This window comes from Pseudomonas medicaginis (genome assembly GCF_965119365.1).
In the GTDB taxonomy this organism is placed as follows: Bacteria; Pseudomonadota; Gammaproteobacteria; order Pseudomonadales; family Pseudomonadaceae; genus Aquipseudomonas.
Map to the genome: position 1 here is coordinate 2,354,821 of NZ_OZ221631.1, position 19,169 is coordinate 2,373,989.

General features: G+C 62.4%; 20 protein-coding genes. 1 reads left to right on the forward strand and 19 read right to left on the reverse strand.

Annotated features, from left to right (window positions below; translation table 11 throughout):
- Positions 1-41: 41 nt before the first annotated feature.
- From ACMTA2_RS10360 to ccoN (ACMTA2_RS10445), 18 genes are all read right to left on the reverse strand, one after another.
- Positions 42-590: an adenine phosphoribosyltransferase gene (locus ACMTA2_RS10360; protein WP_046065271.1), complete on the reverse strand. Its 549-nt coding sequence runs from the start codon at positions 588-590 to the stop codon at positions 42-44.
- A gap of 76 nt (positions 591-666) precedes the next feature.
- Complete coding sequence (gene fnr / locus ACMTA2_RS10365) at positions 667-1,401, reverse strand: fumarate/nitrate reduction transcriptional regulator Fnr (RefSeq protein WP_413794763.1); 735 nt, start codon at positions 1,399-1,401, stop codon at positions 667-669.
- 94 nt (positions 1,402-1,495) lie between these two features.
- Complete coding sequence (gene hemN, locus ACMTA2_RS10370; protein WP_413794764.1) at positions 1,496-2,878, reverse strand: oxygen-independent coproporphyrinogen III oxidase; 1,383 nt, start codon at positions 2,876-2,878, stop codon at positions 1,496-1,498.
- A 189-nt stretch (positions 2,879-3,067) separates the two neighbouring features.
- Positions 3,068-3,751 (reverse strand): sulfite exporter TauE/SafE family protein, encoded by a 684-nt coding sequence (locus ACMTA2_RS10375; RefSeq protein WP_413794765.1) that lies wholly within the window; start codon positions 3,749-3,751, stop codon positions 3,068-3,070.
- Entirely contained in the window at positions 3,744-3,962 is a 219-nt protein-coding gene (ccoS, locus tag ACMTA2_RS10380; protein ID WP_413794766.1) for a cbb3-type cytochrome oxidase assembly protein CcoS, read from the reverse strand. The genes ACMTA2_RS10375 and ccoS overlap by 8 nt, the downstream gene beginning before the upstream one ends.
- Positions 3,963-3,986: 24 nt before the next feature.
- Positions 3,987-6,437, reverse strand: coding sequence for a heavy metal translocating P-type ATPase (locus ACMTA2_RS10385; RefSeq protein WP_413794767.1), 2,451 nt, complete (start codon positions 6,435-6,437; stop codon positions 3,987-3,989).
- 133 nt (positions 6,438-6,570) lie between these two features.
- Positions 6,571-7,110: a FixH family protein gene (locus tag ACMTA2_RS10390; protein WP_413794768.1), complete on the reverse strand. Its 540-nt coding sequence runs from the start codon at positions 7,108-7,110 to the stop codon at positions 6,571-6,573.
- Between the two features lie 11 nt (positions 7,111-7,121).
- Positions 7,122-8,537 carry a cytochrome c oxidase accessory protein CcoG gene (gene ccoG, locus ACMTA2_RS10395; protein ID WP_413794769.1) on the reverse strand — a complete coding sequence of 472 codons (1,416 nt, stop codon included), beginning with the start codon at positions 8,535-8,537 and terminating at the stop codon, positions 7,122-7,124.
- A 327-nt stretch (positions 8,538-8,864) separates the two neighbouring features.
- A complete protein-coding gene (locus ACMTA2_RS10400; protein WP_413794770.1) occupies positions 8,865-9,275 on the reverse strand; it encodes a type II toxin-antitoxin system VapC family toxin in 411 nt (136 codons plus the stop codon).
- On the reverse strand, positions 9,275-9,529 hold the full coding sequence (locus tag ACMTA2_RS10405) for a type II toxin-antitoxin system Phd/YefM family antitoxin (RefSeq protein ID WP_413794771.1): 255 nt from the start codon (positions 9,527-9,529) through the stop codon (positions 9,275-9,277). The genes ACMTA2_RS10400 and ACMTA2_RS10405 overlap by 1 nt, the downstream gene beginning before the upstream one ends.
- A 147-nt stretch (positions 9,530-9,676) precedes the next feature.
- Complete coding sequence (gene ccoP, locus ACMTA2_RS10410) at positions 9,677-10,660, reverse strand: cytochrome-c oxidase, cbb3-type subunit III (protein ID WP_413794772.1); 984 nt, start codon at positions 10,658-10,660, stop codon at positions 9,677-9,679.
- The gene (locus tag ACMTA2_RS10415; protein WP_003183474.1) at positions 10,657-10,842 is read right to left on the reverse strand and encodes a CcoQ/FixQ family Cbb3-type cytochrome c oxidase assembly chaperone; all 186 of its coding nucleotides are present in this window, start codon (positions 10,840-10,842) and stop codon (positions 10,657-10,659) included. The genes ccoP (ACMTA2_RS10410) and ACMTA2_RS10415 overlap by 4 nt, the downstream gene beginning before the upstream one ends.
- A gap of 5 nt (positions 10,843-10,847) precedes the next feature.
- Positions 10,848-11,456 (reverse strand): cytochrome-c oxidase, cbb3-type subunit II, encoded by a 609-nt coding sequence (ccoO, locus tag ACMTA2_RS10420; protein ID WP_053120680.1) that lies wholly within the window; start codon positions 11,454-11,456, stop codon positions 10,848-10,850.
- Complete coding sequence (ccoN, locus tag ACMTA2_RS10425; protein ID WP_413794773.1) at positions 11,456-12,898, reverse strand: cytochrome-c oxidase, cbb3-type subunit I; 1,443 nt, start codon at positions 12,896-12,898, stop codon at positions 11,456-11,458. The genes ccoO (ACMTA2_RS10420) and ccoN (ACMTA2_RS10425) overlap by 1 nt, the downstream gene beginning before the upstream one ends.
- 480 nt (positions 12,899-13,378) lie before the next feature.
- The gene (gene ccoP / locus ACMTA2_RS10430) at positions 13,379-14,332 is read right to left on the reverse strand and encodes a cytochrome-c oxidase, cbb3-type subunit III (RefSeq protein WP_413794774.1); all 954 of its coding nucleotides are present in this window, start codon (positions 14,330-14,332) and stop codon (positions 13,379-13,381) included.
- Complete coding sequence (locus ACMTA2_RS10435; RefSeq protein WP_413794775.1) at positions 14,329-14,532, reverse strand: cbb3-type cytochrome oxidase subunit 3; 204 nt, start codon at positions 14,530-14,532, stop codon at positions 14,329-14,331. Before ACMTA2_RS10435 ends, ccoP (ACMTA2_RS10430) begins: the two co-directional genes overlap by 4 nt.
- A gap of 3 nt (positions 14,533-14,535) precedes the next feature.
- Positions 14,536-15,144 carry a cytochrome-c oxidase, cbb3-type subunit II gene (ccoO, locus tag ACMTA2_RS10440; RefSeq protein WP_053120686.1) on the reverse strand — a complete coding sequence of 203 codons (609 nt, stop codon included), beginning with the start codon at positions 15,142-15,144 and terminating at the stop codon, positions 14,536-14,538.
- A 10-nt stretch (positions 15,145-15,154) separates the two neighbouring features.
- Positions 15,155-16,579 carry a cytochrome-c oxidase, cbb3-type subunit I gene (gene ccoN, locus ACMTA2_RS10445; RefSeq protein WP_339476824.1) on the reverse strand — a complete coding sequence of 475 codons (1,425 nt, stop codon included), beginning with the start codon at positions 16,577-16,579 and terminating at the stop codon, positions 15,155-15,157.
- Between the two features lie 96 nt (positions 16,580-16,675).
- On the opposite strand from ccoN (ACMTA2_RS10445), the gene ACMTA2_RS10450 reads away from it, so the two are divergent.
- The gene (locus ACMTA2_RS10450; protein ID WP_413794776.1) at positions 16,676-17,365 is read left to right on the forward strand and encodes an alpha/beta family hydrolase; all 690 of its coding nucleotides are present in this window, start codon (positions 16,676-16,678) and stop codon (positions 17,363-17,365) included.
- Between the two features lie 162 nt (positions 17,366-17,527).
- Here the strand turns inward: ACMTA2_RS10450 and ACMTA2_RS10455 are convergent, their stop codons facing one another.
- Positions 17,528-19,093, reverse strand: coding sequence for a methyl-accepting chemotaxis protein (locus ACMTA2_RS10455; RefSeq protein ID WP_413794777.1), 1,566 nt, complete (start codon positions 19,091-19,093; stop codon positions 17,528-17,530).
- Positions 19,094-19,169: the final 76 nt, after the last annotated feature.

The window sequence follows — 19,169 nt, forward strand, 5'->3', positions numbered from 1 at the left end:
CGAGCAAGCTCGCTCCCACAGATTCGATTGTTGCCTGCCCATTATTTTTCGCTCAGGGAGAACTGCGTCAGGCAGAACGTGGGAATCCCCATGTCTTCCAGGCGCTGGGAGCCGAGCAGTTCCGGCAAGTCAATGATCGCCGCCGCTTCATGGACCTTGGCGCCCATGCGGCGGATCAGGTTGGCAGCGGCGATCAGCGTGCCGCCGGTGGCGATCAGGTCATCGAACATCACCACCGAATCCCCCTCGCACAAGCTGTCGGCATGCACTTCAAGGAAGGCTTCGCCGTATTCGGTCTGGTAACCCTCGGCCAGCACGTCGGCCGGCAGCTTGCCTTGCTTGCGAAACAGGATCAGCGGCTTGTTCAACTGATAGGCCAGGATCGAGCCGATCAGGAAACCCCGCGCATCCATCGCGCCGATATGAGTGAAGTCGGCCTCGACATACCGGTGGGCGAAACTGTCCATGACCAGTCGCAGGGCGGTCGGGGATTGGAACAGGGGGGTAATGTCGCGAAAGATCACGCCGGGCTTGGGGAAGTCGATCACGGGGCGGATCAGGGATTTGATATCGAAGGAGTCAAAGACCATCGTGGAGGTGTCCTGGCTGAGCTGCAAACGCGGCAGTATAGCGCGGCTGGGAACATCCCTCAGCCGCGCGCGGCCATCAGCCTTCGATCGAGCCGCCGGCCAGGGCACAGAGTTGGATCGGGTCGAGGATGTGGATTTCCTTGCCTTCGGCGGCAATCAACTCGTTCTGCTGGAAGCGGGTGAAGACCCGGGACACGGTTTCCACCGCCAGGCCCAGGTAATTGCCGATTTCGTTGCGCGACATGCTCAGGCGGAACTGGTTGGCCGAGAACCCGCGGGCGCGGAAGCGTGCCGAGAGGTTGACCAGGAAGGTGGCGATACGCTCGTCGGCGGTTTTTTTCGAAAGCAGCAGCATCATTTGCTGATCGTCACGGATTTCCCGGCTCATGACCCGCATCAACTGGCGGCGCAGTTGCGGCAGCTGTATGGCCAGCTCGTCCAGGCGATCGAAGGGAATTTCGCACACCGAGGTGGTTTCCAGCGCCTGGGCCGAGACCGGGTGGGTCTCGGTGTCCATGCCCGACAGGCCCACCAGTTCGCTGGGCAGGTGGAAGCCGGTGAGCTGTTCTTCACCACCGTCGCTCAAGTTGAAGGTTTTCAAGGCGCCCGAGCGCACGGCATAGACGGAGTCGAACGCGTCGCCCTGGCGAAACAGGAATTCACCTTTTTTCAACGGGCGGCCCCGCTTGACGATGTCGTCCAGCGCGTCCATGTCCTCCAGATTCAACGAAAGTGGAAGGCAGAGGGGGGCCAGGCTGCAATCCTTGCAATGGGCCTGGTTGTGGGCGCGCAGTTTGACTGGCTCGGACATTTCTTAAATCCTTGTGGGAAATCACACATAAGGCGTAAGGGTACCCCAGCTCAGTCACTCCGGCCAGTGCGGCTGCTTCGTCAAATTGTCGCGCTCAAATGACTCGGGAAAAGCGTTGGCGATTGTGTCGCTCCAAGTAAACGTCGAACACCATGCACACGGATCGCACCAGCAGGCGGCCCACCGGCAATACCTGGATGTGGTCGTCGTCCAATTCGATCAGTCCATCCTCGGCCATCGCCTGTAGCTGCGGCCACAGCGGTGCGAAGTAACTTCGGAAATCGACATTGAAACGTTGCTCGATGTCAGCGAAGGCCAGGTGGAAATGACAGATCAATTGCTGGATCACCGCACGACGCAACCGATCGTCGGCATTGCAGATCAGCCCGCGACTGGTTGCCAGTTGCCCGTCGGCGAGGGTGTTCTGGTATTGGTTCAGGTCACTGCTGTTCTGGCAGTACAGGTCGCCGATCTGGCTGATGGCTGACACGCCGAGGCCGATCAGGTCGCAATGGCCATGGGTGGTGTAGCCCTGGAAGTTGCGCTGCAACGTGGCCTCTTCCTGGGCGATTGCCAGCTCGTCGTCGGGCAGGGCGAAGTGGTCCATGCCGACGTAGCGGTAGCCGGCGGCGGTCAGTTGTTCGAGGGTGCCTTGCAGCATCGTCAGTTTCTGCTCCGGGTTCGGCAAGTCCTGGCTGTTGATGCGCCGCTGGGGCATGAAGCGTTCCGGCAAGTGGGCGTAGTTGAACACCGAGAGCCGGTCCGGTTGCAGGTGGATGACTTCCTCGACGGTGCGGGCGAAATTGTCCGGGGTCTGCTTGGGCAGCCCGTAGATCAGGTCGATGTTGATCGAGCGGAACTGCAAGGTCCGGGCGGCTTCGACCACGGCCCGGGTTTCTTCCAGGCTTTGCAGGCGATTGACGGCACGCTGCACCGCCGGGTCAAGGTCCTGCAGGCCGATGCTGACCCGATTGAACCCCAGCTCACGCAACAGGCCCATGGTCGACCAGTCGGCCTCCCGGGGATCGATTTCGATGCCGTAGTCACCAGAATCATCGTCCAGCAGGTTCAGGTGCTTGCGCAACGAGGCCATCAGTTGGCGCAACTCATCGTGGCTGAGGAACGTTGGGGTGCCGCCGCCAAAGTGCAGCTGTTCCACGCGCTGGGTGGGGTCCAGATGGCAGCCGATCAGTTGGATTTCCTGTTCCAGGCGCTGCAGATAGGCGTGGGCGCGGCCACGGTCCTTGGTGATGACCTTGTTGCAGGCGCAGTAGTAGCAAATGTTCGCGCAGAATGGCACGTGCACATACAGCGACAAAGGCCGCCGGGCCTTGCGGCTGTCACGCAGGGCGTGGAGCAGGTCGAAGGTGCCCACCTGGCCGCCGAACTGCGCCGCAGTGGGGTATGAGGTGTAGCGTGGTCCCGCCAGGTCGTAACGGCGGATGAGATTTGAGTCCCAACAAATGGTGTCGAGCATGCGGGCATTCCCCGGATAGACTGGCATGGAGCGAGTCTAGGGGCGCGTGGGAGTGGCCGTTTTGATTTGCGTCAAGGGGCATTGGGAGTTGTCGAAGCTGGCCTCATCGCGAGCAAGCTCGCTCCCACAGGAGACTTGCGCCAGGATTCCGTGTGGGAGCGAGCTTGCTCGCGATTGGGGGCGACTTGGTCAATGCCCCATGAGCCAATGTTGATGCGGCCCCGGCAGTGTCCATACCCCGAAAATAATCACCAACAAGCCACCGGCCATGCGCACGCTGCGTTTGCGCAGCAGGGCGGTGACGCGTTCGGCGGCCAGGCCGGTGGCGAGCAGCACCGGCCAGGTGCCCAGGCCGAACGCGAGCATCAGCAGGGCGCTGTCCACGGCATTGCCCTGGCTGGCGGACCATAGCAGGGTGCTGTAGACCAACCCGCACGGCAGCCAGCCCCACAGGGCGCCGAGCAGCAAGGCCCGGGGCAGGCTCGACACCGGCAGCAAGCGGTTGGCGACGGGCTGGATGTGCCGCCACAAGCCACGCCCCACGCTTTCGATGCGGGTCAGGCCGCTCCACCAACCCGCCAGGTACAGGCCCATGGCAATCAACAGCAAGCCGGCCAGCACCCGCATGATCATCGCCGCCGGGCTGTTGGACACGGCCCACCCGGCCAGGCCGATCAGCAGCCCAGCGGTGGCGTAGCTCAGGATTCGCCCCAGGTTGTACGCCAGCAGCAACCGAAAGCGGCGGCTGCGTTGTTCCTTGGGAATCGCCAGGGTCAGGGCGCCCATCAGGCCGCCGCACATGCCCAGGCAGTGACCGCCGCCCAGCAGGCCGAGGATGACGGCCGAAACCAGCAATGGCGCCAGGTCAAGCATGGGGCGGGGTCTCGTCTTCCGGCTTGCGGGCCTCGCCACTGGCTTCGTCCACCGCCGCCTTGTGGTTCGGGTCCTGATCGTCGAACAGAATGCTGTGGGCCGGGCCGTCTAGGTCGTCGTACTGGCCGCTGTCCACCGCCCAGAAGAAAATGTACACGGCGATGGCCACGATCAGCAGCGCGGCCGGGATCATCACGTAGAGAGCTGGCATGTCGGAACTCCATGCCCGCGCGGCTCAGGCCGGCAGCGGGCGGGTATCGGGCGTGGTGGCGAAAACCTGCGCCTTCGGTTGGCGGGTCAGCCTCAGGGCATTCAACACCACGGTCAACGAACTGATGGACATGCCGACCGCCGCCCACACCGGTGTAATCCAGCCGAGGGCGGCGAACGGCAACATGAGGCCATTGTACAGCCCTGCCCACACCAGGTTCTCGACGATTACCCGGCGGGTGCGTCGGGCCAGGCTGAAGGCGTGGATCAGGGCCTCGAGGCGGTTGGACAGCAGCACCGCGTCGGCGCTGGTCTTGGCCAGGTCGGTGGCCGAGCCCATGGCGACACTGATGTCCGCCGCCGCCAGCACGGGCACGTCGTTCACGCCGTCGCCGAGCATCAGCACCTTGCGGCCCTGTTGGTGCAACTGCTGCAACACCGCCAGTTTGTCGTCCGGACGCAGGCCGCCCCGAGCCTCGTCGATGCCCAGCTCGGCGGCGACGCTGGCAACCATCGGTGAGCTGTCGCCCGACAGCAGCAGCGTTCGCCAGCCTCGCGCCTTGCAGGCAGCCAGCAGGGCCGGGGCGTCGGCGCGCAAGCGGTCATCGAGGACGAACCAGGCCAGGGGCCCGATCTCATCGCCCAGCAACAGCCATTGCCCGGGTTCGTCCGGCATTTGCGGTACGGCGGCGCCACTCAGTTCGCAGACAAAACCGGGTTGGCCGATGCGCAGGCGCTGTTCGGTCACCAAGCCTTCCAGCCCCAGCCCCGGGGTGCTTTGCACCTGCTCGGCGGCCAATGGCGCGCGGCCGAAGGCACGGGCGATAGGGTGTTCGGAGCGGTTTTCCAGGGCGGCGGCCAAGCCCAGGCATTGATCACTGTCGAGGGCCGCCAATGGCCGGATGGCGCGCAACGCCAGGCGGCCTTCGGTGAGGGTGCCGGTCTTGTCGAAAATGACCGTGTCGATCTGGTTCAGGCCTTCCAGCACATGACCGCGCGTCAGCAGCAGACCGAGCTTGTGCAAGGTGCCGGTAGCGGCGGTGAGGGCGGTCGGCGTGGCGAGGGACAATGCGCAGGGGCAGGTGGCGACCAGCATCGCCAGGACGATCCAGAACGCGCGCGAAGCGTCCAGTTGCCACCACACCAGCCCGATGACGGCAGCGGCGATCAAGGAGAACAGCAAGAACCATTGGGCGGCGCGGTCGGCGATTTCCGCCAGCCGTGGCTTCTCGGCCTGGGCCCGCTCCAGCAGCCGCACGATGGCCGACAATCGGGTGTCTTGCCCGAGGGCCAGCACCTCGACCGTCAAGGCCCCTTCGACGTTCAGCGTGCCGGCGGTGACCGCGTCGCCCACCTGGCGAGGTTGTGGCAGGTATTCACCGGTCAGCAGGGATTCGTCGATACTGGACTGGCCATCCAGGATCCTGCCATCGGCCGGCAGGACCGCCCCGGGATGCACCAGCACCCGGTCACCGGTACGCAATTCGCTAAGCAGGATGCGTTCACTCTGGCCGTCATCCGCCAGGCGCAGGCACGAAGCCGGCAACAGATTGACCAGTTGGGCGGTGGCGGCCGCCGTGCGCTCCCGGGCCCGGCGCTCCAGGTAGCGGCCGGCCAACAGGAACAGGGCAAACATGCCCACGGCATCGAAGTACAACTCGCCAACCCCGGTGATCGACGTCCAGATGCCGGCAATGTAGGCGCCGCCAATGGCCAGGGACACCGAAACGTCCATGGTCAGGTGACGGGTGCGCAGGTCGCGCATGGCGCCTTTGAAGAACGGCGAACAGCTATAGAAGACGATGGGCGTGGTGAGAAAAAGGGCGACCCAGCGCAGGATGGTGTGCATCTCGGGGCTTAGGTCGATGTTGAATTCCGGCCAGGTGGCCATGGTCGCCATCATCGCCTGGAACCACAACAGGCCGGCCACGCCCAATTGGCGCAGGGCCAGGCGGTTCTGTGCGGCGAGCTGTTCGCAGGCCTGGTCGGCCTGGTACGGGTGGGCGACGTAACCGATCTGGCGCAACTCGGCGAGCAACGTGCTCAGCGGCAACCGGGCGTCGGCCCAGCGCACATGCAGGCGATGGTTGGACAGGTTCAGCCGCGCCTCGGCCACGGCCGGCAGGCTGCGCAGCTGTTTTTCGATCAACCAGCCGCAGGCGGCGCAACTGATGCCTTCCATCAACAGGGTGGTTTCGGCCAGTTCGCCTTCATGACGGACGAACGACTGCTGTACGTCAGGGCGATCGTACAGCGCCAGTTCATCGGTCAACTGGACGGGCAGGGTCTCGGGATTGGCCGATGCTTCACTGCGATGCTGGTAATAACTCTCCAGGCCACCGGCGACAATGGCCTCGGCCACCGCCTGGCAGCCCGGGCAGCACAGCTCGCGGGTTTCACCGAGGACAACGGCGGTGAAGCGACTGCCAGGGGGAACGGGCAGGGCGCAGTGGTAGCAGGGGACGGGCGTGTTCATTTGGGGCTCATTGGTACCGCTGGATCCGTATCGTCGGGGAGGGCCTCATCGCGAGCAGGCTCGCCCCCACAAGGATGATCAACATCGATCAACTGTGGGAGCGAGCCTGTTCGCGAAGCGCGACGCGCAGAGGTCACCTTTTCAGGTCTTCAGCGCCTTGCAGCGGTTCATCGCCGAGCAGGATGGCCTGGTCGTGGTTGATCTGCTCTTCTTCGAACAGGCGCCAGGTCTTGTCGTTTTCCACCCCCAGCAATTCGACAAAGCGCCGGCCTTCGATCTTGTCCGTCAACTGGCCGACGTAGCGCCCCGGCTCGCTGTCGTTGCGGGTCAGGACGATCTTGCGGTCCTTTTCCGGTTGGGTCGGCGAGATCAGGCTCAGTTCCAGGGTCTGGGGACGGCTGTCGCCGTTCAGGCGCAGGTTCACCTCGCCGGTGACGTCATCCAGTTGCACGTTGGCGTGCAGTTGCAGGGTCTGGGCCAGCAACTCGCGCTCCAGCGAGCGGTTGATGCCCTTGCCGGCTTCGTAATAATTGTCGTTGACCAGGTTGTCCGGGTTCTTCACCGCAATGGTCACCATCGTCAGGCTCAGTGTCACCGAACAGGTCAGGATCGCGATGATGATCCACGGCCAGAGGTGCTTGTACCAAGGGCTGGTGGCGGTTGCTGCAGGCATGTTCAGTTCTCTCAACGAGTTTGTGGGCCGATGAACCGGCTCTTGGCTTCGACATGTACGCTTTCGTCATCGGCATCCTTGAGGATGAAGGTCACCTCGTTGGTGCTCGACGGCAGTTGTTCCGGTGCGCTGGACAGTTCCACCGGCTGGCTGTAGATCTCGCCGGCCGCGACCTTGATTTCCCGACGGCCTTGCAGCTTGAGATCGGGCAGGCCGGCGGCTTCCAGGACGTACGTATGGTCGCGTTGGTCTTTGTTCATGATCTTCAGGCTGTAGACGTTCTCTATCCGGCCTTCGGCGTTTTCGCGGTAGAGCACGCGGTCCTTGCTGACGTCGAAACCCACCAGCGAGCGCATGAAGAATGCTGCCGCCAACAGACTGATCATCGCCAGCAGTACCAAGGCGTAACCGATCAGGCGCGGGCGCAGTTTATGGGTTTTCTGCCCCGAGAGGTTGTGTTCGGTGGTGTAGCTGATCAGGCCGCGGGGATAATCCATCTTGTCCATGATGTTGTCGCAGGCATCGATACAGGCCGCGCAGCCGATGCACTCGATCTGCAGGCCGTCGCGGATGTCGATGCCGGTAGGGCAGACCTGGACGCACATGGTGCAGTCGATGCAGTCGCCTAGGCCCAAGGCCTTGTAGTCCACGCCTTTCTTGCGCGGGCCACGGCTTTCGCCACGACGCGGGTCGTAGGACACGATCAAGGTGTCCTTGTCGAACATCACGCTCTGGAAGCGCGCGTAAGGGCACATATAGATGCACACCTGTTCACGCAGCCAGCCGGCGTTGCCGTAGGTGGCGAGCGTGAAGAAGCCGATCCAGAAATACGACCAGCCATCGGCCTGGCCGGTAAAGAACTCGAACACCAGTTCGCGGATCGGCGTGAAGTAACCGACAAAGGTCACGCCGGTGACGAAACCGATCAGCAGCCACAGGCTGTGCTTGGCGAACTTGCGCAGGAATTTGTTGGCGCCCATGGGGGCCTTGTCGAGCTTGATGCGCTGGTTGCGGTCGCCTTCGGTGACTTTTTCGCACCACATGAAGATCCAGGTCCACACGCTTTGTGGGCAGGTGTAGCCGCACCACACCCGTCCGGCATAAACCGTGATGAAGAACAGGCCAAACGCGGCAATGATCAGCATCCCGGACAGCAGGATGAAATCCTGGGGCCAGAAAGTCGCACCGAAAATGAAGAACTTGCGTTCCGGCAGGTTCCACCAGACGGCCTGATGACCGCCCCAGTTCAACCAGACCGTACCGAAATACAGCAGGAACAGGAATGCACCGCCCAACATCCGCAGGTTACGAAACAGGCCGGTGAAAGCGCGGGTGTAGATCTTTTCCCGAGAGGCGTACAGGTCGACGCTTTTGTTCGCGTCCTTGGCAGGCGGGGTAACGTCATGTACCGGAATCTGATTGCTCATCAAAATGCATCCCACGGCAGTGGAAACGTGCCAAGGCCAGTACGTGCCGACCACGGTCACAAAGGGGTGTTGCAGTGGCGCAATGATACGCCTGTCGCTCTAGCTCAAGGGTGCGACCTTTGGTCGCGTTGGGCGCAAGGGTCGAATGGTGTAGCGGATGTAACAAGTCATGACCCAGATCAATTGACTTGTCGAGTATAGCCGTCCAGCCGTAGCGGAAGACGCCAATGAAGTCTCTTCTGGCGCCGCCAGGGTGGGTCGCGATTGCATTGGTAGTGTTTGTCTCGACGAAGCGGGAAGCCGGCCCGGGCAGCCGCAGCCGCAGTGTCAGGCGTCCCACGGGTTGAGCAGCGCGACGCCGCTGGCCTCGAAGTCCGCGATGTTGCGTGTGACCACGGTCAGGCCATGGATCAGTGCCGTGGCGGCAATCAGCGCATCGCATTCGTTGCTGCGATCAGGCACATGCAGGCGCGCGCAACGCAATGCGACGGCACGGTCGACAGGCAGGATCCTGCCGGCAAAGGCGGGCAGGACGTGGTCGTCCAGCCAGGCACGCAGGCGGCTGCCTTGGTTCGGATCCTTGCGTTCGAAGCGCAATACACCGGTTTCCAGTTCCAACACGGTAATCGCCGAGACATACAGGCTGGGAGGGGCCACGCTACGGGCCCAGGCCTGTACGTTTTTATCGGCCTGGGGTTTGCGCAATTCCGAAATGACGTTGGTGTCGAGCAGATACATCAGGACAGGTCTACCGATCGTGGAGTGATGACGGCGCGCTCGGTGTCGAAGTCGATATCCGGCGCATCGGGCATGACCAGCAGCTCGGCAATGCTGGCGCCGATGCCGGTCAGTTTCTGGTACTCCTCAATGCTTAGCAGCACATGGGCCGGCTTGCCACGATCGGTGATGATGACCGGCCCTTCGCGGGTGGCTTTTTTGGCACCACTTGTGTCGTGGTTGAATTCGCGGCTGGACATGGTGGTGATGGACATGAGCGTGCCCTTGCTGGATTTAATGTAGGTACGTTACTACCTGGGCGGGTTGAGGGCAATGCAGAGGGCTGCCTTCTATCGGGCCGGCCATGAAAAAGGCCCCGTCAATGTGAATTGACGGGGCCTTTCGTGTTTCAGGCGTAAGCCTTACTGGGCGTCAGTGGCCGGAGCCTTTTCGCCGTGGGACAGGCTGTAGACATAGGCCGCCAGCAGGTGGACCTTGTCATTACCTTGCAGGTCGGCCTGGGCCGGCATCTGGCCCTGGCGACCGTAGCGGATGGTCTGCTGCAGTTGAGCGAAGCTCGAACCGTAGATGAAACCGGCCGGATGCGTCAGGTCAGGTGCGCCCATGGCGGGCGTGCCCTTGCCGGCAGGACCGTGGCAGGCCACACAGTTGGCCGCGAACAGTTTCTGGCCGTTGGCCGGATCGGCCTTGGCACCTTCCGGCAGTTTGCGACCGTGCAGGCTGGTCACCAGGTAGGAGGCCACGTCGGCCACGCCTTGTTCGCCAACCACCGCAGCCCAGCCCGGCATCACGGCGTGACGGCCGCCCATGATGGTGGTCTTGATGGTTTCCGGCTCGCCGCCCCAGCGCCAGTCGGCGTCGGTCAGGTTGGGGAAGCCATAGGCACCCTTGGCGTCGGAGCCGTGGCAGACCGAGCAGTTGGAGGCAAACAGGCGGCCACCCATCTTCAGGGCTTGCGGATCCTTGGCGACTTCTTCGATCGGCATGGAGGCGAACTTGGCGAAGATCGGACCGAACTTGGCGTCCGAACGAGCCATTTCCTTTTCCCACTCGTGAACGCCTGTCCAGCCGGTCTGGCCGTTGGCGAAGGCGGTCTGCTTTTCGTTGTCCAGGTAGTTATAGCCTGGCAGCAGGCCTTTCCAGTTGCCCAGGCCCGGGTAGAGCACCAGGTAGCCGAGGGCGAACACGATGGTGCCCACGAACAGCATGAACCACCACTTCGGCAGTGGGTTGTCGTACTCCTCGATCCCGTCGAAGGAGTGGCCAACCGTCTCTTCGGTGGCTTCGCTGCGCTGGCCCTTGCGGGTCGACAGCAGCAGCCAGGTCAGGGCGAAGATCGTTCCCAGGCTGAGGACTGTGACGTACAGACTCCAGAACGTAGTCATTCTTTGTTACTCCTAGAAGCTTGCTCGACGTGCTTGATGGCTTCGGGATCATCCGCGAACGGCAGCAAGGTGGCGTCGTCAAACTCCGACTTGCGCTTGGGGCTGAACACCCACAGGGCCAGGCCGATAAAGGCCACCATCACGACGACGGTGCCCAGGCCACGAATCATCCCGATATCCATCCAGATCACCGTTTGCTTTTGATGATGGTGCCCAGGCCTTGCAGATAGGCCACCAGCGCGTCCATTTCAGTCTTGCCCTTGACGGCATCCTTGGCACCGGCGATGTCTTCGTCGGTGTAAGGCACGCCCAAGGCGCGCAGGACTTCCATTTTCTTGGCGGTGTCTTTGCCGTCGAGCTTGTTTTCTACGAGGAACGGGTAGGCCGGCATTTTCGATTCAGGCACCACGTTGCGCGGGTTGTACAAGTGCGCACGTTGCCAGTCGTCGGAGTAGCGGCCGCCAACGCGGGCCAGGTCCGGCCCGGTACGCTTGGAGCCCCACAGGAACGGGTGGTCCCAGACGCTTTCACCGGCAACCGAGTAGTGGCCATAGCGTTCGGTCTCGGCGCGGAACGGACGAATCATCTGCGAGTGGCAGCCTACACAGCCGTTGGCGATGTAGATGTCCCGGCCTTCCAGTTCAAGGGCGGTGCGCGGCTTCATGCCTTCGACCGGCTTGTTGGTGACGTCCTGGAAGAACAGCGGAACGATCTGGGTCAGGCCGCCGATACTCACGGCAATGACCATGAAGAAGGCCAGCAGGCCGATATTCTTCTCTACTGCTTCGTGCTTCATCAGTGAGCTCCAACTACGGCGATCTTGGCGGCGGCTTCAGCTTCAGCCGGGTCAGAGGCACGAACGGTGCGGTACACGTTGTAGGCCATGAACAGCATGCCGCTGGCGAAGAACGCGCCGCCCAGGGCTCGAACGATATAGCCCGGGTGGCTGGCTTGCAGGGCTTCGACGAACGAGTAGGTCAGGGTGCCGTCGTCGTTGATTGCACGCCACATCAGGCCCTGGGTGATGCCGTTGACCCACATCGAGGCGATGTAGAGCACGGTGCCGATGGTCGCGAGCCAGAAGTGCGCGTTGATCAGGCCGGTGCTGTGCATCTGCGCACGACCGAACAGTTTCGGGATCATGTGGTAGATGGCGCCGATGGAAATCATCGCGACCCAGCCGAGCGCACCGGCGTGTACGTGGCCGATGGTCCAGTCGGTGTAGTGGCTCAGGGAGTTGACGGTCTTGATGGCCATCATCGGGCCTTCGAAGGTCGACATGCCGTAGAACGCCAGGGAGACCACCAAAAAGCGCAGGATCGGGTCGGTGCGCAGTTTATGCCAGGCGCCCGAGAGGGTCATCATGCCGTTGATCATGCCGCCCCAGCTTGGCGCCAGCAGGATGATCGACATCGCCATGCCCAGGGACTGGGCCCAGTCCGGCAGTGCGGTGTAGTGCAGGTGGTGAGGACCGGCCCAGATGTACAGGGTGATCAGTGCCCAGAAGTGGACGATGGACAGGCGATAGGAGTAGATCGGACGCTCGGCCTGCTTGGGCACGAAGTAGTACATCATCCCCAGGAAGCCAGTGGTCAGGAAGAAACCCACGGCGTTGTGGCCGTACCACCACTGGATCATCGCGTCGGTCGCGCCCGAGTAGGCCGAATACGACTTGAAGAAGCTGACCGGCAGGGAGGCGTGGTTGACGATGTGCAGCATGGCGGTCACGACGATGAAGGCACCGTAGAACCAGTTACCGACGTAGATATGCTTGGTCTTGCGCTTGACGATGGTGCCGAAAAACACCAGACCGTAGGTCACCCAGACGATGGCCAGCAGGATAGCCAGGGGCCATTCCAGTTCCGCGTATTCCTTGGTGGTGGTGAAACCCATTGGCAAGGTCACGATCGCACCGACGATGACCGCTTGCCAGCCCCAGAAGGTGAAGGCGGCGAGGCTGTCGGAGATCAGTCGCGTTTGGCAGGTTCGCTGCACGACGTAGTAAGAAGTGGCAAACAACGCACAACCACCGAAGGCGAAGATCACCAGGTTGGTGTGCAGCGGGCGCAGGCGTCCAAATGTCGTCCATGGCAGATCGAAGTTCAACTCCGGCCAGACCAGTTGCGAGGCGATGAAGACACCGAGCCCCATGCCAAGGATCCCCCAGACCACCGTCATGATGGCGAACTGGCGGACTACCTTATAGTTATAAGCAGTCGGACTGATTGCTGTGCTCATTCTAAGGTTCCACGGTTTGGGTGTTTTATTAGGATAAAAATCGGTCGCAAGTATGGAGAAAGCGGGGGGTCATTGCAACGCGCCATGACCTGGGTCAATGCTTTCCAAAGCTGATTCTGCGGCCTTTCCATGTGGTGAGTAGGGACAAAATTGGCCCTCGGCAAAATGTCGCAACGAAGGAAAGAGGCGAGGGGCTCGGGTCGGTTGTAACGGGGTGTGTTCGAACACGGCGTTCGGGTGATGCCAGGCAACTGTCGCAACAGCCGGTATTCACCTGCCTTTGCGGCCTTTTTGTCGAACGATTGTCGAACGCATCGGGTCGGGTCGACCTGAAACCGGCAGTCGCCAGCGCACGCAAAGGCAAGCTTAGACCCGATTCCTGTGAACCGAAAGGAAGGCGATAGGAGGGTGCGACAATGCGTCGCGCAGGGGCACGAAGCGGCCGCATCCAGATGAATGCGGCTGTTCGTGTGTCAGGATTTATTCGCTTTTGTGTTCCGCTTGCAGACGCTCGGTGCCGGCACCCTGGGACAGGCTGTAGACGTAGGCCGCGAGCAGTTGCACCTTGTCATTGCCCAGCAACTCGTTCTGCGCCGGCATGTGGCCCTGGCGACCGTGGCGAATGGTCTGTTGCAACTGTGTCAGGCTGGTGCCGTAGATGAAGCCGGCCGGTTGCGTCAGGTTCGGCGCGCCCATGGCTTCGGTGCCCTGGCCGGTGGCGCCGTGGCAGGCGACGCAGGTGGTGTTGAAGGCCTGCTGGCCGGCTTGCAGATCGGCACCGCTGTCCGCCGGCAGAGGCAGGCCGGCCAAGCCGTGGCGTACGTACGCGGCCACGTTCTTGACCCCGGCCTCTCCTAGCACTTCACCCCAGGCTGGCATCGCCGCCATGCGGCCGCCCATGATGGTGGCCTTGATGGTGTCGGCAGCGCCGCCCCAGCGCCAGTTGCTGTCGGCCAGGTTCGGGAAGCCGAAGGCACCCTTGGCGTCCGAGCCGTGGCAGACCGAGCAGTTGGAGGCGAACAGGCGACCACCCATCTTCAAGGCCTGTGGGTCCTTGGCCACTTCTTCCACGGGCATGGCGGCGAATTTGGCGAAGATCGGCCCGAACTTGGCGTCGGCCCTGGCCATTTCCTTTTCCCATTCATGGGCGCCGGTCCAGCCGTTCTCGTAGCCTGGCAGGATGCCTTTCCAGTTGCCCAGGCCCGGATAGAGGACCAGGTAGCCGACGGAAAACACCAGGGTGCCGGCAAACAACAGGAACCACCACTGCGGCAGCGGGTTGTCGTACTCCTCGATGCCGTCGAAGCTGTGGCCCATGGTCTGGTCGACGCTGCCCTTGGTCTCGCCCTTGCGGGTGCCGATCAGCAGCCATGTCAGGCCGATGAGGCTGCCGATGGTCAGTACGCAGATCCACGTACTCCAGAAGGTGGTCATGGCCGGGTACTCCTTGTTGCAGGGTCTTGGGGGGTGGCGATGTCGGCAGATGGCTCGTCGGCGAACGGCAGCAGGCGCGCTTCGGCGAACTCTGGGCGACGTTTGCTGCTGAATACCCACAGGGTCAGCCCGATGAAGGCGATGAACACCACGACGGTGCCCAGGCCGCGGATCATTCCAGTGCTCATTTCAAGAACCATGGCTCACCTCTTGCTCTTGATGGCAGTGCCGAGTACTTGCAGGTAGGCCACCAGTGCGTCCATTTCGGTCTTGCCCTTGAGCGAGGCCACGCTGCCGGCGATGTCGTCGTCGGTGTACGGCACGCCGAGGGTGCGCATGGCGCGCAGCTTGCCTTCGGTGTGGCTGCTGTCCACTGCCTGGGCTACCAGCCATGGGTAGGCGGGCATTTTTGACTCAGGTACGACGTTGCGCGGGTTGTACAAGTGGGCACGGTGCCAGTCATCGGAGTAGCGCGCGCCGACCCGAGCCAGGTCCGGCCCGGTGCGCTTGGAACCCCACAGGAACGGATGGTCCCAGACGCTCTCGCCGGCGACGGAGTAGTGGCCGTAGCGCTCGGTCTCGGCGCGGAACGGACGGATCATCTGCGAGTGACAGCCCACGCAGCCTTCACGGATGTAGATGTCGCGGCCTTCCAGTTGCAGGGCGGTGTAGGGTTTCATGCCGTCCACCGGTTTGTTGGTCACGTCCTGGAAGAACAGCGGCACGATTTGGGTCAGGCCGCCAATGCTCACGGCCAGGACCATCAACAGCATCAGCAGGCCGACGTTTTTTTCGATTGTTTCGTGTTTCATGGTGGACTCCTCAGGCCATCTGCGCGGCAGCGGCGGCTTCGGCAGGCTGGTAGGCCCGCACGGTGCGCCAGGTGTTGTAGGCCATCAGCAGCATGCCGAGGAGGAAGATCGCCCCGCCCGCCAGCCGCACAACGAAGCCCGGGTGGCTGGCCACAAGGGTTTCGACGAAGGAGTAGGTCAGCGTGCCGTCCTCGTTCACCGCGCGCCACATCAGGCCCTGGGCGATGCCGTTGACCCACATGGAGGCGATGTACAGCACGGTGCCGATGGTCGCGAGCCAGAAGTGCGCGTTGATCAGGCCGATGCTGTGCATCTGTGGCCGGCCGAAGACTTTCGGAATCATGTGATACAGCGCACCGATGGAGATCATCGCCACCCAGCCGAGGGCGCCGGCGTGTACGTGGCCGATGGTCCAGTCGGTGTAGTGGGAGAGGGCGTTGACGGTCTTGATCGCCATCATCGGACCTTCGAAGGTCGACATGCCGTAGAACGCCAGGGACACCACCAAAAAGCGCAGGATCGGGTCGCTGCGCAACTTATGCCAGGCACCCGACAGGGTCATCATGCCGTTGATCATGCCGCCCCAGCTTGGCGCCAGCAGGATCAGCGACATCACCATGCCCAGGGACTGGGCCCAGTCTGGCAGCGCGGTGTAGTGCAAGTGGTGAGGGCCGGCCCAGATGTACAGGGTGATCAGCGCCCAGAAGTGCACGATGGACAAGCGATAGGAATACACCGGACGCTCGGCCTGCTTCGGCACGAAGTAGTACATCATCCCCAGGAAGCCTGCGGTGAGGAAGAAGCCCACGGCGTTGTGGCCGTACCACCATTGCACCATCGCGTCCGTGGCCCCGGCGTATACCGAGTAGGACTTGGTGAGGCTCACCGGCAGTTCCAGGTTGTTGACGATGTGCAGGATCGCCACGGTCAGGATGAACCCGCCGAAGAACCAGTTACCCACGTAGATGTGCTTGGTGTTGCGCTTGGCCACGGTGCCGAAGAACACGATGGCGTAGGCGACCCAGACGATGGTGATCAGGATGTCGATCGGCCATTCCAGCTCGGCGTACTCCTTGGAACTGGTGTAGCCCAGCGGCAGGCTGATGGCCGCCAGCAGGATCACCAGTTGCCAGCCCCAGAAGCAGAAGGCGGCGATTTTCGGCGCAAACAACTGAGTCTGGCAGGTGCGCTGCACCGAATAGAACGAACTGGCGAACAACGCACAGCCACCGAAGGCGAAGATCACCGCGTTGGTATGCAGCGGGCGCAGGCGGCCGAAGCTGGTCCAGGGCAAATCGAAGTTGAGCTGTGGCCAGACCAATTGGGCGGCGAGAAAAACCCCGAGCCCCATGCCGACGATGCCCCACACCACCGTCATAATGGCGAATTGGCGGACCACCTTGTAGTTGTAGGCGGTACTGATAGAAGTGTTCATGGTTCCCCATCCACGGTTCAGCCGAAGTGAGCGCCTGCGCAAGGCAGTGCGGCGTTCTTCGCCTGGAGTTATAGGCAGACTAAAAGCGAGGCAAGCATGGACAAACAGCACAAGGCCAGTATTGACGGGGATCAATGGGCGCGGTGCCTGGAACAACATGGTTGGCTGTGGACGGCTGCGCAACCGGCCACGGGTGCCGAGCCGCCGACCCTGATACTGGCCCACGGTGCCGGTGCGCCGATGGACAGCGGCTTCATGGAGGAAATGGCCGCGCGCCTTGCCGCACAGGGCGTCAACGTGTTGCGCTTCGAGTTTCCCTACATGGCCCAGCGGCGTCTGGATGGGGGTAAACGTCCGCCCAACCCGGCGCCTAAGCTGTTGGAGTGCTGGCGTGAGGTGTACGCGTTGGCGCGACCTTATGTCGCTGGGCGGCTGGCCATTGGCGGCAAGTCAATGGGTGGACGCATGGCGAGCCTGCTGGCCGATGAGTTGGGCGCCGATGCGCTGGTGTGCCTGGGGTATCCCTTCTACGCGGTGGGCAAGCCAGAGAAACCTCGGGTCGAGCATCTGGCGGCGTTGAAGACCCGGACCTTGATCGTCCAGGGCGAGCGCGATGCGTTGGGCAATCGGGAGGCGGTGCAGGGCTACACCTTGTCACCGAACATCGAGGTGTTGTGGTTGGTGGCGGGAGATCACGATTTGAAGCCGTTGAAGGCTTCGGGGTTTAGTCATGAGCAGCATCTGGAGGCTGCTGCGGGAAAGGTGGCGCCGTTTCTTCAGGCTTGATAGCGCCTTACCTGGCCTCTTCGCGAGCACGCTCGCTCCCACATTGGATTGCATTGGAATGAGCGCCCCCCCTGTGGGAGCGAGCGTGCTCGCGATAGCGATCTATCAGGCAACAAAAAACCCGGAAGCTTTCGCTGTCCGGGTTTTTTGATCAAGCAACGATCAGCGGTTGAACCGCTCCACCAACGAATACTGCGTATTGGCCGTGCGGGTCAGTTCTTCACTCAGTAACGCCGAGCTGTTGGCTTGGCCAGAGGTCTGGTCGGCCAGTTCCGAGATGTTGCTGATGTTGCGGCTGATCTCCTCGGCCACTGAGCTTTGCTCCTCGGTGGCGGCGGCGATCTGGGTGGTCATGTCGGTGATGTGGGCCACCGCTTCGCTGATGCCCACCAGCGCCTCGTCCGCCTCCATGACCCGCGCCACGCCTTCTTCGGCCTGGCGATGGCCGGCGTCCATGGTCTGTACAGCGTTGGTGGCGGTCTGCTGGAGCTTGGCGATCAGGGCGTGGATCTGCCCGGTGGATTCGCTGGTGCGTTGTGCCAGTTGCCGCACTTCGTCGGCCACCACGGCAAAGCCGCGCCCCATTTCACCGGCACGGGCCGCTTCGATGGCGGCATTCAGGGCCAGCAGGTTGGTCTGGTCGGCGATGCCTTTGATCACGTCGACCACGCCACCGATCTCATCGCTGTCCTTGGCCAGTTGGGTCACGGTGTGGCCGGTCTCACCCACCACCACCGACAGCCGCTCGATGGCTTCGCGGGTTTCCCCGGCGATGTCGCGGCCGCGACTGGTCAGGCGATTGGCTTCCTGGGTGGCATCGGCGGTGCGCTGCACGTGGCTGGCGACTTCCTGGGTCGTTGCCGCCATCTGGTTGACGGCCGTGGCGACCTGTTCGGTTTCCACCCGTTGACGCTCCAGGCCGCTGGAGCTGTCATGGGCCAACGTATTGGACTGGCGAGCCTGGTCGTTGAGGTGCTCGGCGGTGTCCTGCAGGCGCGTCAGGCAGGTTTTCAGGCGCGCTTGCTGGCTGAGGATCGACATCTCCAGGCGTGCCTGGACGCCGCGGCTGTCGGTGTACATCCGGGCGATCAGCGGGTCGGAGGTGGTTTGTTCGGCCAGGCGCAGCAGGCGCTTGATGCCGCGTTGCTGCCATTGCAGGCCCATCAGCCCCAAGGGCACCGACAGCAGGGCGGCCAGGGCAAAGCCCCAGGAGGAATTCAGAAACGCTCCGACGACGAAGCCCAGTTGGCTGACCAGGATGAACGGCAGCCAGTCCTGCAGGATCGGCAACCATTTGTCGCTGCCCGGCACTGCCGACTTGCCCTGGTTGATGCGTTGATACAGCGCTTCGGCGCGGGCGATCTGCTCGGCGGAGGGTTTGACCCGCACCGACTCGTAGCCAACCACCTGATTGCCTTCGAACACGGGCGTGACATAGGCGTTGACCCAGTAATGGTCACCGCTCTTGCAGCGATTCTTGACGATGCCCATCCATGGCAAGCCTTGTTTGAGCGTTTCCCACATGTGCGCGAACACGGCGGATGGCACATCGGGATGGCGTACGAGATTGTGCGGCGAACGAATCAGTTCTTCCTTTGAAAACCCACTGATTTCAACGAACGCGTCGTTGCAGTAGGTGATGACTCCCTTGGTGTCGGTGGTGGAAATCAATCGTTGCTGGGCCGGGAAGGTCCTTTCGCGCTGTGTGACGGGTTGGTTGTTACGCATGGTGTGTAGATCCGCAAGGCTTTGAAAGGTTGTCGGCGTTGTCAGGTTTTAGTTGAAGTTATTTTTGCCTGTCGCT

Bases quoted from the DNA above. Each gene is read 5' to 3' on its own strand.
- ACMTA2_RS10415 (WP_003183474.1), bottom strand. From the start codon at position 10,842: ATGGATATCGGGATGATTCGTGGCCTGGGCACCGTCGTCGTGATGGTG.
- ccoO (WP_053120686.1), bottom strand. From the start codon at position 15,144: ATGAAACACGAAACAATCGAAAAAAACGTCGGCCTGCTGATGCTGTTG.
- ACMTA2_RS10405 (WP_413794771.1), bottom strand. From the start codon at position 9,529: ATGTCCATCACCACCATGTCCAGCCGCGAATTCAACCACGACACAAGT.
- ACMTA2_RS10450 (WP_413794776.1), top strand. From the start codon at position 16,676: ATGGACAAACAGCACAAGGCCAGTATTGACGGGGATCAATGGGCGCGG.
- ccoN (WP_413794773.1), bottom strand. From the start codon at position 12,898: ATGAGCACAGCAATCAGTCCGACTGCTTATAACTATAAGGTAGTCCGC.
- ACMTA2_RS10360 (WP_046065271.1), bottom strand. From the start codon at position 590: ATGGTCTTTGACTCCTTCGATATCAAATCCCTGATCCGCCCCGTGATC.
- fnr (WP_413794763.1), bottom strand. From the start codon at position 1,401: ATGTCCGAGCCAGTCAAACTGCGCGCCCACAACCAGGCCCATTGCAAG.
- ACMTA2_RS10400 (WP_413794770.1), bottom strand. From the start codon at position 9,275: ATGTATCTGCTCGACACCAACGTCATTTCGGAATTGCGCAAACCCCAG.
- ACMTA2_RS10455 (WP_413794777.1), bottom strand. From the start codon at position 19,093: ATGCGTAACAACCAACCCGTCACACAGCGCGAAAGGACCTTCCCGGCC.
- ccoO (WP_053120680.1), bottom strand. From the start codon at position 11,456: ATGAAGCACGAAGCAGTAGAGAAGAATATCGGCCTGCTGGCCTTCTTC.
- hemN (WP_413794764.1), bottom strand. From the start codon at position 2,878: ATGCTCGACACCATTTGTTGGGACTCAAATCTCATCCGCCGTTACGAC.
- ccoS (WP_413794766.1), bottom strand. From the start codon at position 3,962: ATGCCAGCTCTCTACGTGATGATCCCGGCCGCGCTGCTGATCGTGGCC.
- ccoP (WP_413794772.1), bottom strand. From the start codon at position 10,660: ATGACTACGTTCTGGAGTCTGTACGTCACAGTCCTCAGCCTGGGAACG.
- ACMTA2_RS10390 (WP_413794768.1), bottom strand. From the start codon at position 7,110: ATGCCTGCAGCAACCGCCACCAGCCCTTGGTACAAGCACCTCTGGCCG.
- ccoN (WP_339476824.1), bottom strand. From the start codon at position 16,579: ATGAACACTTCTATCAGTACCGCCTACAACTACAAGGTGGTCCGCCAA.
- ACMTA2_RS10435 (WP_413794775.1), bottom strand. From the start codon at position 14,532: ATGGTTCTTGAAATGAGCACTGGAATGATCCGCGGCCTGGGCACCGTC.
- ccoG (WP_413794769.1), bottom strand. From the start codon at position 8,537: ATGAGCAATCAGATTCCGGTACATGACGTTACCCCGCCTGCCAAGGAC.
- ccoP (WP_413794774.1), bottom strand. From the start codon at position 14,332: ATGACCACCTTCTGGAGTACGTGGATCTGCGTACTGACCATCGGCAGC.
- ACMTA2_RS10385 (WP_413794767.1), bottom strand. From the start codon at position 6,437: ATGAACACGCCCGTCCCCTGCTACCACTGCGCCCTGCCCGTTCCCCCT.
- ACMTA2_RS10375 (WP_413794765.1), bottom strand. From the start codon at position 3,751: ATGCTTGACCTGGCGCCATTGCTGGTTTCGGCCGTCATCCTCGGCCTG.